Here is a 14,760-nt window from a genome sequence, read left to right as displayed (position 1 = left end):
GTTGGTTGCAGGTGCTGTACACGCTCAAAGTCCAATAAGAATCGGTATTAAAGCCGGGCTTAATCTTCCTAACATCATCAAAGATAATGGGAACAATAATTTCAGCACCAAAATAAACCCAGGCTTTAATGCAGGTTTAACGCTGGATGTTAACCTGATAGAGGGCCTGGCGATTACACCGGAACTCTTGTATTCTCAAAAGGGCTATAAACTCACCTCTGATGTTGGAGAATTTACACAGACCACGAATTTTATTGACATTCCTGTTTTGGCAACGATTAAGCTTGGGGCAAGCCCGTTACATCTGGTGGTAGGTCCAGAAGTTTCTTTCCTGCTATCGACCAAAAACAAATTTCAAAATGGTTTTGGTTCGGCAGAAGAGAAAATTGTTGAAGATGATGCAGACCGCTTCAAGAAAAGCCTGTTTGGAGGTGTTATTGGTTTCCGTTATGACATCAACAGCAATGTCGACATTCATGGCCGTTATGCATTGGATTTCCAAAAGAACAATCAAAATGGCAGTACCCAAACCCCTGAATATAAAAACCAGGTGTTTTCTGTTGGCTTTGGTTATAAATTCTAAATCCTTCCTTTTGGTGTAAAAGCACTTAGTTGGTTCAGTATGACTGCGCCATGAGTGCGCCATGAGTGCGCGTTGAGTGCGCGTTGAGTGCGCCTTTTTATTAATAAAAGGCGCACTCAACGCGCACTCATTTTGTAGTTACACCGCAGTCATACTGAACCACTACGGATTTATCTAACACACAGTACTCATCTCTCTGAGGGTTTCTTTTACATATAAGCTTGCCAGCTTGTCTACAACATAGTCGATCTCTTCTTCAGTATTGTAACGGCTAAAAGAAAAGCGAATGGTTGTGCGGTCAAAATCGCCGCCTAATGCACCAAGAACATGAGAACCTGCATTAGAATGGCTGCTACAGGCACTTCCGCCAGAAGCACAAATGTTATTTTGGTCCAGATAAACCAAAGGAGACTGTCCTCCTGCAGGAGTTGGAAGGGATACACTCAGTACGGTAGCCAGACTCAGTTGATCTAAAGCGGAGTTACCGTTAAATTTGATTCCCGGGATTTTGCTGATCAGATTATAAATCATTTTTTCTTTAAGATGACGAATGTGCGGTTGATAAACTGATGAATTCCTGTAAGCCAGCTCCAGGGCTTTGGCCAGACCGACAATACCGGTCACATTTTCAGTGCCGCTACGCTGTCCTTTTTCCTGAGACCCACCATTGATCAAGGGCTGCAGTGGCGCTAGAGAACGTTTATACAAGAAGCCGATTCCCTTGGGACCATGAAATTTATGAGCAGAACCAACTAAAAAATCTGTATTTAATTTTGAGGTGTTGTACCTGTACTGCCCCATGGTCTGAACAGTATCTGTGTGAAATATTGCGCCGTAGCTTTTACAGACGTCACCAATTTCATGAATATCATTCAGATTTCCAATTTCATTGTTTCCATGCATTACAGATACAAAAGCCTTATCATGAGTAGACAGGAGCTGGTCCAGGTGTGAAAGTGATAAATTTCCTTTTTCATCATGCTTTAAATAGACCAGCCTGATCTCCCCATTGCGCTGCAAATTTCTCAATGTATTCAGAACCGCATGATGCTCAAAAGGTGTAGTGATGGCCAGCCGGATTCCTTTGGAGCGGATAGCTGAAACGATTGCGGTATTGTCGGCTTCAGTTCCGCCAGAGGTAAAAACAATTTGTTCGGGGCTCGCTTCCAGCAGGTCAGCAATAATACCTCTGGATTGTTCAATAGCTGTTCTTGCGGCTTTGCCATGCTGATGGGCGGAAGATGGGTTTCCAAAATTCTCGAAAAGATAGGGTTCCATTGCTTGAAAAACTTCTCGGCTTAATGGTGTTGTGGCGGCATTGTCTAAGTAAATCTTCATCTTTTTAATTTAAAATTTGATAAAAGCTACTTATTCAGAAATTCAGATGGAATCATCAATCTTATCTTTCCGCAACATGCGGAAGGAGTTAGCACCTTATACGATAACAGGTTGCTAAGACGTCACAGGGCCTTTCCCTCAGTCTTTCTGGATAAGTAAATACGTTTAAGAACGAATTCTTAAAGCAAAGGTAATAATAGTCTACCAATTAAGTATACTTTTTATAAAATATTTTTTTTATTCCTTTTGTTCGTATCCACTTTAAGGATTTCTTAACATTAAGGGAATATTGCCGATGTAGATTTGTTAAAAATTTTAACATCGAAACAACGGCTACCCTTTCTATACCTGATCTGGTGACTTCCTTAAAACAAGGAGACCGGCTTGCGATGGAAAACATTTACCGCAATTACTGGGAGGCTGTTTTAGAGAGTGCCTACAAAAGAGTGCGTGATGAAGAGGTTGCACAAGACATTACGCAGGAAATATTCATCTCTCTTTGGGAAAACCGGGAACGTCTGGTTATTGAAGGAAGCCTTGGGGCTTATCTGCAAGGCGCTGTAAAGTATAAAGTGATCAATTATTTTAAATCGGCGATTGTTAAAGAAAAACATCAGGACGATCTGACCATGCTGGTTGGAGAACAAAGCGCTGCGTCGGCGGAAAGCCAGCTGATGCTAAAAGACCTCCATAAAGAAATTGATGAAGCTATATTGGAACTGCCCGATAAGATGCGGCTTATATTTTCGATGAGCAGGAAACAGGAAAAAACCATACAGGAGATTTCCATGGAGCTGAACCTGTCTGCCCAAACGGTTAAAAATCAAATTTCTGCAGCACTGAAAGTCGTAAAGAAAAGATTGTCTTATTTGCTAATCTTAAGCATTCTGGTCCTGTTAACACAAACTTAACCCAAGCTTAACGGTATTGGATAGTACCATTCTTTTTTTGAACTGACATGTATATAGATGACAAAAGAAGAAAGAGCCAGCATACTGCTCCAAAAATATACGGACCATACCGCAACTCCAACTGAGCGCAACCAGGTGGAAAAATGGTACGCGGAATATGATAAACAATCTGTGCAGTTAAATCCCTCTGCCAAAGAAAAGATCCACGCCCGGATATCCACCCGGATTCAGGAGGAAATGGCCAAAGAAACAAGAACGATTCACAAAAAGCTTCCTATGCTGCAGTTTGTACTCCGCGCTGCAGCGGTGCTGGTTGTTGTTTGCGGAAGCGGATTGGCCTTTTGGCATTTTTCGCGACAGCAGGTCCTCCCTGAAAAACTGGTGACCGTTGCTACTCTATCTGGTGAAAAAAAAGACCTTGTTCTGCCCGATGGTTCCCAAATTACACTGAATCCCTCCTCGCGGATTGTTTATCCTGCAAAGTTTAAAAACAACAGCCGTTTGGTTAAACTGACAGAAGGGGAGGCTTTCTTTAAAATTGCGCACGAGGAAAAACGGCCCTTTACTGTTCAAACTTCAGAAGGCATCTATACCAAGGTTCTGGGAACCTCCTTTCGGATCAAATCCTATCATTTGAGCCCGAAAATTGAAGTTTCAGTTGTAACAGGAAAAGTTGCTGTGGGAAATTCGAACCAGGTATTCGGTACCCTGGTTAAAGGCCAGCAGATCGCCTATGATAAAAAGAGACAGCTTGCTGCAATCAGTTACACGCCTCAGCCCGTATATATTGACCTTGTTTTTGAAGGGACACCTTTAAAAAAGGTATTCGAAAAACTTGCTTATGCTTACAGTATTCAGATTGACCTGGACAACCAGGCGCTGGGCAACCGAAGATGTACCGCCTCCTTTAATACCAGGCAAAAACCAGAAGAGATCCTGGATATCCTATGCAGCCTTCACCACCTAAAATTTAACCAATCAGACGATCATAAAACCTTTAATGTGTATAAAAAATGAGTGTATAGAAGAAAATGTATAAACCGGTACTGATCAGATCAGCACCGGTAATTTTTGGAGCCGGGCTTCTAACGCCAATTGAACCGCCCAGCTTATTTTAAAACACGATTTAATGTTATAAAACAAATAAAAATATGAAAAAATCCTCAAAGAAGAGGTTACCAGCTCTTTATAAAGCCATGAAATACTCCTTATTAACTTTTTCTGTCCTGTGTACCTTCTGCGGGGCGCTTTTGGCCTCTCCTTCCATGGCACAAAAAATGGAAAAAAGTACGGTGAGCCTGAAAGCAGCCAAAGACCGGTCTGCTATTTCCCTGATCAAAGAGATTGAAAGTGCAACCGGCCTTCATTTTGTGTACAATCCAGACTTGCTTGCAGGGCACAAAGCAGAAAGCGACTTTTCAAAAAATGAGAAAGTAGCTTCTGTTCTAAAAAAACTAGGCCTGATCTATACTGAAAAAGGCGATTATATTTTACTTAGAAGCCTTCCGGAGCCGCCTAAAAAAGCAGATCGGATCCTTAAAGGTGTGGTAAAAGATTCTACAGGAATAACCATGCCGGGGGTATCGGTAAAAGTACAGGGAACTTCAAAAGCCACCACAACCGATGCGAACGGAAAGTTCTCTATTTCTGCGCCAGAGGATGCAGTCTTGGTTTTTTCTATGGTCGGTTACAAAACCAAACAGGTAAAATTTGCAGGAAGCGACGATATAACGGTTATTTTGCAGGAAGACAAGTCCCTGCTGAGTGAAGTGATTGTTGTGGGTTATGGAACGCAGAAAAAAGCCACGCTAAGCGGTGCTGTCAGTACCGTTTCTCTGGATCAGCTGAATTCCCGCTCGGTAAACAGCATTGGGGAGGTTCTGGCAGGGAAAGCGCCTGGTGTTATTGTAACCAATGAAGGTGGAGACCCAACATCGGGCCCAAGGATAAACATCAGGGGTTCTGGTGGAATTAATGGAGAAAACCCTTTATATGTGGTGGATGGTTCTATTGTTACTGGCCCCCCTATAACAAGAGCAGACGGAACTATTGGATATGGCGCGCCGGTTATCAATCCAAACGACATTGAATCCATTTCTGTATTGAAAGATGGGGCTGCTGCCATCTATGGAGCAAGAGCATCCGGTGGGGTTATCCTGATCACCACTAAAAGAGGCAAAAGTGGTAAAATGCAAATTACATTTGATGGAAAATATGGAACGCAGAGCGCCTGGAAAAAATTGCAGCCGCTAAACGCTGCTCAACGTGCTATGGTAGCTGCTACTGCAGCTAAAAACGGTGGAACTGCCATTCTTCCCGCTTTTGATCCTGCAAAATATCCTGATGGACAGATCACCAGAACCAATTGGATGGATGAGGTTTTCAAAACAGGAAATACACAAGATTATAACCTGGGTATTTCTGGTGGAACAGAAAAATCAAATATCTTCCTGAGCTTCAATTACAGGAAAGCGGAAGGCATTGTATTAAATACCAATGCAAAGCGCTATAATTTCCGGATCAATTCTGATCATCAGCTGACCTCCTGGTTAAAAGTGGGCGAGAATTTATCTTTCAGCAGCACCAACGGACAGGGCGCAAATACCAGCAGCGACTATACAGGCGCTTTGCTTTCTGCTATTTATTACCCAACAAACGGTACACCTTATAATCCAGACGGATCTTTTGCGGGTTTACCTGGTGGACAGTATGCCGGAGACTACGGAGATATCGTGAATCCGGTTGCTGATTTGATGCGTTTGGATGTAAACAAGCCGGAAAACACATTGATCGTGAATCCTTATGCGGTAATTAACCTGGCAAAAGGCCTGACCTTCAGATCTAATTTAAGTGTAACCAAGGGTTTTTACAACTCTACTATTTTTACACCCAAACGTCCGGAAGTAGGAAAACCTGTACTCATCAATTCGCTGGAAGAAAAACAAAGAACCCTGAACGACATTCTTGCAGAGCAAGTGTTATCTTACAAAACAGATATCAATTTGCACCATTTGGATTTTACAGGTGGTTATTCTTTCCAGAAGAAGAGCTCTAAGGGCTTTTCTGTGATTGGACATGGATTTGATGATGAGTCTCCTTCCAGACGGTATTTGGTTAACGCAACGGTATTTGAACCTGCAATAAGTGATGTGGTTAAAGAAGCGATATCTTCTCTTTTCCTAAGAGCAAATTATACCTATTCAGATAAATATCTCCTTTCCTTAATCGGCCGTCATGATGGCTCTTCTTTACTCCCTAAATCAGATAACAAGTATCAGTATTATTATTCAGGCTCCGCAGGATGGGTATTAACCAAGGAAAATTTCTTAGCAGAAAGCACCTGGTTAAACGAACTCAAAATCAGGGGAAGTTATGGTTTACTGGGTAACCTGGCCAGCTTATCACCACAAGATGTTAGCCCCTTATTACAAAGTACCATCGCTTATTTCGGCCAGGTACCTGCTGCACAAAATGGTTATGTATCTACCGTTCTGGCCAACCCTAACATGAAATGGGCAAAATCTAAACAAACCAATATAGGTCTGGATCTGGGTGTTTTAAAAAACAGCCTGACACTGACTGCAGACTATTTTATCAAAAACACCTCGGATATGATCCTGACCAGACCCTTGCCTGGAACCTCAGGTTTGAACAGTCAGACCATCAATGCCGGTGTGGTACAGGATAAGGGTATTGAGCTGGGATTGACGTACAACAGCCAGAAAAACAGGGAATTTACCTATTCCATCAATGCGACTTTAACCAAACTAAAAAATAAAGTGATCGAACTTGCTCCGGGGCTCAACAGCATCACGCCCTCTACAAATTTCAGGAACGAAGTTGCGCCTTTATATATCGCAGACGGACAGCCTTTATACAGCTATTATGTGTTGAAAACTCAGGGTATTTTCCAGACACAGGCAGAAGTAGACAACTATAAAAACTCTAAAGGGGTTAAAATTCAACCCAACGCTAAACCGGGTGATTTTAAATTTGCCGACCTGGACGACAGTGGTTCAATTGATGGTAAAGACCGTTATTTTGCAGGCAGTGCCTATCCAAACTTTACTTATGGTTTGAGCTTCAATGCCAACTATAAAAACTTTGACCTGAATATTTTTGCACAGGGTGTCTATGGCAATAAATTGTTTAATGCAGTGAAACGCACTACGTATAGCGCCAGCGGCCCTTCTTATAACAAACTGGTTGGAATTCTGGATGCCTGGTCTCCTGAAAATCCAAATGGAAAAGTACCGATTATTTCTACTTCTGATGCCAATGGTAACTTCAATGCTTCTGATTTCTATGTAGAAAGTGGTTCTTACCTGCGCTTAAGGAACCTCACCCTGGGCTATACCCTACCTAAATCAGTAAGCAACAAATTAAGAACAGGAGCTGTGCGTATTTACGCCACCTCAAACAACCTGTTTACCATCACCAAATACTCAGGATTTGATCCGGAAATCGGGATGGACAACAACGGATTGGATGTAGGACGTTATCCGCAAGCCAGAAGCTTCCTGCTTGGATTAAGTGTGAATTTATAATTTTTAAAAAGAAGAGAAATGAGACAAAGTATAAAATATATGACAATAGGCGCCCTGGCGCTCCTGAGTTCCTGCTCAAAACAACTGGACATTACACCTGAAGGTGCGCCTTCTGCGGGAAACTTCTGGAAGACTAAAGAAGATGCGATTAAGGCGGAAGCGGGTATGTATGAAAAATACAATGACGAGGATTATTATGGAAGAGGTATGTTCTGGTTTATCAATGCCAGCGATGATATGGTTACCGGAAGGAACAAACCTGAAGCAGACAATATTAAAAATTTCAACCGGAACTATATTGGTGGTGGTTACACAGAATCACAATGGTCTATGCGCTATGCGACCATCAAACGGGCGAATGACATCATCAAAAATGTCCCGGCCATTCAGATGGATGAGCAATTGAAAAAGCAGATCATTGGTGATGCTTATTTCAATGCTGGCCTGGTTTATTTTCAGCTGGCCTCAAATTATGGCAATGAAAAGGCTGGTATACCTATCGTCAGCCCGGAAACGGATCCTGCAACAGCTACACCAAGAGCCGCTAATGTAAATGAAAACTACGATTATATTATCCAGCTCCTGTTGAAGGCAGCAGACAACCTGCCTTATTTTACGGATATGCAACCTGCTGATTATGGAAAGGCACACAAAACAGCGGCCTGGTCTTATTTATCTAAAGTTTACCTGTTTAAAAAAGATTATGCCAATGCGGTTAAATACTCGGATATGGTGATCAACTCCGGGAAACACGATTTGGTAAATACAGGTTTTGCAGATGTGTTTAAGGCGGCCAACAACTGGTCTAAAGAATACATCTGGTCTGTGGTTTGTACACCAAATGGCGGCGGGACTGGCTGGGGCAGTAAATTACCTGGTGTGATGCTGACCAATAAAGGCTGGACGTTGTATAACGGCTGGGGATATTACCTGCCAACTAAGGAGTTGTATGATTCTTATGAAACCGGCGACCAACGCAGAGAGGCGACTATTTTAAAGCCCGGCGATCAGTTTCTGTATTTTGGTGCAATGCGCAGTTTTACCAAAGATGGCGGTGCAACTTCTGACTACCAGTTCAAGAAATATATGGAGCCTTTCAGCTATGCGAATCCGATTCCTTTACATGTTAATCCCAATGGAGATAATGGCACAACTGATCTTAATGTTCCATTAATGCGCTTTGCAGAGGTGTTGTTGATTAAAGCAGAGGCAGCCATTCAACTGGGCGGTGCGGGCGCAGGAGATAAAGAACTGAACCGCATCAGGGTACGGGCAGGTTTGACACCAAAAACGGGAATGACCCTTGCCGATCTGAAAAGAGAACGCCGTAATGAACTGGCTGGAGAATGGGCAGACCGTCACCGCGACTTGGTGAGATGGGGTGATGCACAGGCGGCTTACGCTAAACCTTTGCACGATTCGCAGGGAAATGTGATCTGGGCAGCCAGAAATTTCAACCCACAGGTAAATGATGTATGGGCTGTTCCACAGAAAGAAATAGACAACAGTAATGGGGTCATCAAACAAAATGCAGGATGGTAATTAAACACTTTATATGCCCGGCGGTTCTTGCCGCCGGGTTATTTTTCAGCTTCGGTACTGTTGCTCAAACCTCACTTGGTTACAACCAGGGCCATAGCCATAACGACTATCATCAGAATATTCCTTTATTGACGGCGTATTATGCTGGCATGGGTTCTATTGAGGCCGATGTATTTTTAAAAAAAGGACAGCTGTTTGTCGCGCATGATTCTACAGAGATCAGCGCAGAAGCTACTTTAAAAAACTTCTACCTGGAACCGCTTTACCGCTTTTACATTAAAAATGGAAATCAGCCCTATAAAGATCCTGCCCTAAAGCTCCAGCTGGTCATCGATATCAAAGAAGATTACCAGCATGTTATTCCGCAGCTGATCAAAGATTTGAGTGCTTATCAGAACATATTCAACAGTACAATCAATCCAAAGGCCATCCGGATTGTACTCAGCGGAGATATTCCTGCACCATCAGAATTTAGCCGCTATCCGGACTATATTTCTTTTGACGGCCGGCCAAACAAAGCTTATACCGCAGACCAACTGAAACGCATCGCGATGATCAGTGATGAATTGAAGAGCTATACGGTTTGGAATGGAAAGGGTACGCCAACTCCACCCGATGAGGCGAAACTCAAAGCGGTAATTGATCAGGCGCATCAAATGGACAAGCCCTTCCGCTTCTGGGCTACCCAGGACAGTCCAAATACCTGGATTGTGCTCGAAAAACTAGGGGTAGACTGGATCAATACGGATCATCCGGAAAAGTTAAAAGAGTTCTACCTCCATAAGGACAAGCTGACCTATACCAATCCTGTGGCTTATCCGGTCTATACGCCGGATTACAAATCTGACGGATCAAAAAAGCCGGTAAAGAATGTTATTTTACTCATTGGTGATGGTATGGGACTGGCCCAGATCCATGCTGGTTCTATTGCCAATCATGGCGATCTGAACATGACCCGGATCCGCAATAGTGGCTTTTCGCAAACTGCTGCGGCAAACAGTGGCAATACAGATTCAGCTGCCGGCGGCTCGGCTTTCGCTATGGGCGAAAAGACCAACAACCGTTATATAGGTATGGGTACCGACAATAAAAAAAGGGCCAATCTGGTCGATACCCTTGCGAACTATGGAATCAAGAGTGGTATCATCAGTGTAGGAGATATTACAGATGCTACACCTGCTGTTTTCTATGCTCACCAGCTGGATCGTTCCATGAGTCAGGAAATTGCACATGATCTTCTGGACAGTAAAACCGAGATTCTGGTGGGCTCTAATCAAAAGAGCTTTCTTCAGAACAAAGACGCTTCGCTGATGGCTCAACTGGCAGCCAAAGGTTTTAAGTTGAATACTTCATTGGCTGATTTCACCAAAGAAAGCACAGGAAAGCAATTGGTTCTATTGCCCGATGAAGCAACCAGGCCAGTTAAAAACGGCCGGGACGACATGCTCAAACAGTCTTTGGTACAAAGTATCAAAATGCTCGCTGCCAATAAGAAAGGCTTTTTTATTATGGCAGAAGGTGCCCAGATTGACTATGGGGGCCATGCGAATGATCTTCCCTATGTGGTTACAGAACTGCATGATTTCGACAAGACGATCGAAGCTGCCTTACGTTTTGCTGATCAGGACGGAGAAACCCTGGTGGTTATTACTGCAGACCATGAAACAGGTGGACTGACCTTACTGGATGCTTCTGCAGAAAACGGAATGATCAGCGGAGAGTTTAGTACCAATGACCACACCAATATCAGTGTACCTGTATTTGCTTATGGACCCCGCTCGGACGAGTTTAGGGGAACTTATCCAAACAATGAGATCTTCCATAAGATCCTGAAGGTTCTAGAGCTGAATAAACGCAAATAAAAAAGAGGCTGTCCTGGTAATTTATGCCGGACAGCTTTCTTTTTACTTGTATTTTTGGTTCAGGGCCTGGCTTATCGCTTTCTCCAGCAGAGGTTCCATGATCTTATAGCCTGCCAATGTTGGGTGCACCCCATCTCGAGTCAGGCTGGATTTTAATCCGTTCCTTTCATCTTTCATAACGCTATGGTAATCCAGATATACATTATGCTGTTGTGCGGCGTACTTTTTTAAGCGCTCATTCAATTCTATGATTTTCCCGGCAGGTTCCAGTCCCTTTTTCCAGGGATAGTCAAAAACAGGAAGGATCGATGAAATAACGACATGGATATGGTTTGCCTTGGCCAGTTCCATCATAGAAACCAGGTTCCCGAAAATTTCATCCAGGGTAGCCGGACCGGTATTTCCGGCAATATCATTCGTTCCACCTAAAATAACAACAACGGCAGGCTTGAGGTTAATTACGTCCTGCCTGAACCTCAAGACCATCTGTGGCGTGGTCTGACCGCTGATCCCCCGGTTAATAAAATTCTTATGCTGTTCAAAAAAACCAGGATCAATATCTCCCCAGATCTGGGTGATCGAATTGCCCATAAAAACAACCCTTTTTTCCTTAGGATGTTCCTGGTCTGCTCTTTGATTCGCTTCCTGATAGAATTTAAGTGCCGGCCAGTCTTGAGCAGAGGCTCGGTTACCAAAAATTCCCAGTAAGAGAAGAGTGGAAACGATTTTAACATGTTTTATTGTTTTTTTATTCATGGTTCTTAGAATGATGCGGAGAAAAATAACAATTCTTCCCCGCATAAATGGATAATATTTAAAATCCAGGGTTTTGTTTGGCCAGTGGATTGGAATTCAGCTCCTGCAAAGGAAGCGGGTAGAGCAAATAATTGGTGTTTACTGTTTTTCTTTGTTGGAAAATGATATCAAGCGCTGAAATTTTATGAGCTGCCGAGGGATCAGCTGCGGTTTGGTTGCTGTACCTGACCAGATCAAACCAACGGTCTCCCTGAAAGGCAAGTTCCAGCCTTCTTTGTCGGTCTACTTCATCTCTGAATGCATTTTTTGTAGGCAGATCTGTGAGTAACAAGTTAAGAAGGCCTGCACGGTGACGAATGGCATTTAGTTTTTCCAGGGCATCAGATGTAGGGCCGCTTTGCTCGTTGGAGGCTTCGGCATAGACCAGGTAAATGTCGTCGAGAGTCAATACGGGATAGTTGTCCTTACTGGCGAAGAAATTGGTGCTTCTCCATTTATAGACAAACCAGCCATTGTCATTGCCTGAACCTGCTCCGCCGTAGACTACACTCGCATAACTAATGCCCCCTTCTACCGGACCTATCCGTTTCCAGCGGATGTCGTTCAGGGTATCGGCATACTTAATCAGTTCATTGGTCGGGATATCGTATTTTGGAAAAGAATAGGACGCTGGTGGTGAAGGCAGAACCAGATCTGGTAAAGTAAAGCTTCCATCATCTGCACCGGCAAACTGTACTTCAAAAATCGATTCCTGGTTGTTTTTAAACGGAAAAAGATCTGGAAATGGTGTTGTTAAACCCGTGCCATAATTGCTGTTGCTGATGACTTTAGCAGCCGCCATAGCAGACATGGACCATTTTCTTTCATACAGGTAAACCCTGGCCTGCAGCGCCTTGGCGGAACCTTTGGTGGCTCTTGTACGGTCTATACTGAGGCCGCCATAAGTTAGGGGCAACAGGTTTTCGGCCTGCCCCAGATCGCTTTCTATCTGGGCATAAACCTGATCTGCTGTTGAACGGGCCATGGCCGACTGGCTTTCGGCTTCTGTTGGCAACAGGTGTAGTGGAACGCCTCCAAAGCATTTGACCAGGTTAAAATAGTGCAACGCTCTTAAGAAGTAGGCCTCACCCAGGATTTGATCCCTGCGCTGAGGGCTTAGCCGGGTGCTGATTCCCGGCACATACTTAAGGACTGAGTTGGCGCGGTTAATGGCTTTAAAGGCTTGCTGATACAGTCTTCCAGGTTGGCTGGTGGTTGCTGTCCACTGGATCTTATCCAGGGCAAATACGTCGGCATTATCCGAGGTGGCATTATCGGAGGGCATTTCGCCCATCACGTTCAACACAGAGCCATAGTAGCTGTCGTCCTGCAGGGCATCGTAACAGCCCGTGATGGCTGATTCGGCATCATCTCCGTTTTTAAAGAAATTCGTATCTGTAATACTGGTGAGTGGCGTTTTGTCAAGCACCTTCTTGCAGGAAACCGTTCCGGTGATTAAAAGGGCTGCCAGAAGAATTTTGTTGATATATGTTTTCATCTCGTTTCGCTTTATATAATCAATTAGAACTGAACACTTAAGCCTGCCGTATAGGTTCTGGCAGGTGGATATACGCCGTAATCCCTTCCAAAGCCGGTATTGGATAGAGGATCTGCGTTGACTTCAGGATCGTAGCCTTTGTACTTGGTAAAGGTGAGCAGGTTCTGACCTGTCATAAAGATCCTCAAAGAGCTCATCCGCATTTTTTTCAGGAAGGCCGATGGGAAGGTATAACCAAAGGTCAGGTTCTTGAGGCGTACATAGGTGCCACTTTCCAGGTATTGGGTAGAGAAACTGGCATTACCATTCGGATCACCATACACTTCTCTTGGGATATTAGTGTCTTGCCCGGCATGTGTCCAGCTGTTGAGTACAACGACCGATTGGTTAAAAGGATTGATCATATTTTCCAACAGTGTCCGGTTCTGATTAAAAATCTTGTTTCCAAAGCTGCCCTGGAAAAAGAAACTGAGCTCAAAACCTTTATAGCTCAGGGTATTGGTGATTCCTGCTATAAATTTAGGATTAGGGTTTCCTATAACTTTCCGGTCTTTGGCGTCAATAACACCATCACCGTTCAGGTCTTCGAAACGAAGGTCTCCGGGTGCGGCATTGGGCTGTACAGGTGCAGCAGCTACTTCTGCCGGGGTTTGGAAGATTCCTTTAACCACATATCCGTAAAAGGCACCCAAGGGTTGTCCTTTTTCATTTATAGAATAGTCACCGATAATCTGTCGGTTCACCTGTTGGCCCGAATCGTCAATCAGCGTACCCAGATCCAGTATTTTGTTCCGGTTTAAACTGAAATTAAACTGGGTGTTCCAGTTCAAACCTTCTGCTGAGCGGAGATTAATGGTATTGATGCCCAGTTCAAATCCTTTGTTTTGCACCTGCCCGAGGTTCTGTACGATGACGAGATTCTCAGAACCAGAGCTGGGAGATAAAGGTACATTGGTGAGCAAGTCTTTGGTCCTTTTTAAATACACATCAGCAGTTAAGGTGAGCCGTTGGTTAAACAATTCCATGTCCACACCGGCATCATACTGATAGGTGGTTTCCCATTTCAACTGGTCATTACCGATCTTTTCAGGTGCAATTCCACCGGCTACACTGCCGTCTCCATTGTAATTGCTGTAATTGTAACCAGTACCAAAAGTACTGAACCGGTCGTTGACACCAACGTTCTGATTTCCATTGGCACCAAAGCTGGCCCGTATTTTTAATTCTGACAGGAAGTCGCTTTTTTGGAAAAAAGATTCGTTAGACATCCGCCAGGCTACTGAAGCTGCCGGAAAATAACCAAACCTGTGGTTGGCGGCAAAACGACTGGAACCATCGGCCCGCATACTGGCTGAGGCATAATACAGATCTTTGTAGTTATAGTTGGCTCTGAAGAAATAGCTCATCAGGCCCCATTGTTCTTCATAGCTGGACATCGTTTGTTTAATGCTGGCTGCAAAAAGATAGGGAACGGCATTGGAGGGGAATCCGTATCCAGAAGAACTAGAAGTAAACAAACTGGAATTTTGTACAGACTGGCCAGCCAGCAGGGTCAGATAGTGATCTTTATTCAAGGTTGTTTTGTAGGTTAAGGTATTTTCCCAAAGCCAGATGGTTCCTGTATTGGTTCCCGTAGCTGCACTTCCCCGGCTGGCAGAAGGTGCATTTTCAAAGCCGGGGTTTT

At 43.8% G+C, this 14,760-nt stretch carries 10 protein-coding genes and 1 riboswitch; of the genes, 6 read left to right on the top strand and 4 right to left on the bottom strand.

Annotated features, from left to right (window positions below; genetic code table 11):
• Window position 1: 1 nt before the first annotated feature.
• A complete protein-coding gene (locus DBR11_RS23565) occupies window positions 2-583 on the top strand; it encodes a porin family protein (protein ID WP_108555044.1) in 582 nt (193 codons plus the stop codon).
• Between the two features lie 174 nt (window positions 584-757).
• On the opposite strand, the gene DBR11_RS23560 is transcribed toward DBR11_RS23565, so the two are convergent.
• Window positions 758-1,921 (bottom strand): cysteine desulfurase family protein, encoded by a 1,164-nt coding sequence (locus tag DBR11_RS23560; protein ID WP_108555043.1) that lies wholly within the window; start codon window positions 1,919-1,921, stop codon window positions 758-760.
• Between the two features lie 58 nt (window positions 1,922-1,979).
• Window positions 1,980-2,079: riboswitch (SAM riboswitch) on the bottom strand.
• 198 nt (window positions 2,080-2,277) lie between these two features.
• Here DBR11_RS23560 and DBR11_RS23555 point away from each other — a divergent pair.
• The 5 genes from DBR11_RS23555 to DBR11_RS23535 all read left to right on the top strand — a co-directional run bounded on the left by DBR11_RS23555 (window position 2,278) and on the right by DBR11_RS23535 (window position 10,783).
• On the top strand, window positions 2,278-2,832 hold the full coding sequence (locus tag DBR11_RS23555) for an RNA polymerase sigma-70 factor (protein ID WP_146186643.1): 555 nt from the start codon (window positions 2,278-2,280) through the stop codon (window positions 2,830-2,832).
• 57 nt (window positions 2,833-2,889) lie between these two features.
• The gene (locus DBR11_RS23550; protein WP_108555041.1) at window positions 2,890-3,849 is read left to right on the top strand and encodes a FecR family protein; all 960 of its coding nucleotides are present in this window, start codon (window positions 2,890-2,892) and stop codon (window positions 3,847-3,849) included.
• 134 nt (window positions 3,850-3,983) lie between these two features.
• Window positions 3,984-7,379, top strand: a complete 3,396-nt coding sequence (locus DBR11_RS23545; protein WP_233260877.1) for a TonB-dependent receptor — start codon at window positions 3,984-3,986, stop codon at window positions 7,377-7,379.
• A gap of 18 nt (window positions 7,380-7,397) precedes the next feature.
• Window positions 7,398-8,921 (top strand): RagB/SusD family nutrient uptake outer membrane protein, encoded by a 1,524-nt coding sequence (locus DBR11_RS23540; protein ID WP_108555040.1) that lies wholly within the window; start codon window positions 7,398-7,400, stop codon window positions 8,919-8,921.
• Entirely contained in the window at window positions 8,915-10,783 is a 1,869-nt protein-coding gene (locus tag DBR11_RS23535; protein ID WP_108555039.1) for an alkaline phosphatase, read from the top strand. The genes DBR11_RS23540 and DBR11_RS23535 overlap by 7 nt, the downstream gene beginning before the upstream one ends.
• 42 nt (window positions 10,784-10,825) lie before the next feature.
• Here the strand turns inward: DBR11_RS23535 and DBR11_RS23530 are convergent, their stop codons facing one another.
• The 3 genes from DBR11_RS23530 to DBR11_RS23520 all read right to left on the bottom strand — a co-directional run.
• The gene (locus DBR11_RS23530; RefSeq protein WP_108555045.1) at window positions 10,826-11,539 is read right to left on the bottom strand and encodes an SGNH/GDSL hydrolase family protein; all 714 of its coding nucleotides are present in this window, start codon (window positions 11,537-11,539) and stop codon (window positions 10,826-10,828) included.
• Between the two features lie 58 nt (window positions 11,540-11,597).
• Entirely contained in the window at window positions 11,598-13,076 is a 1,479-nt protein-coding gene (locus DBR11_RS23525) for a RagB/SusD family nutrient uptake outer membrane protein (RefSeq protein ID WP_108555038.1), read from the bottom strand.
• Between the two features lie 23 nt (window positions 13,077-13,099).
• Window positions 13,100-14,760, bottom strand: a 1,661-nt coding sequence (locus DBR11_RS23520) for a SusC/RagA family TonB-linked outer membrane protein (RefSeq protein ID WP_158275368.1), incomplete at its 5' end; no start/stop codon positions are given.

This window comes from Pedobacter sp. HMWF019 (assembly GCF_003061025.1).
GTDB lineage: Bacteria > Bacteroidota > Bacteroidia > Sphingobacteriales > Sphingobacteriaceae > Pedobacter.
The sequence above is the reverse complement of the archived record's forward strand: the minus strand, read 5'-3'. Positions and strand labels throughout refer to the sequence as shown.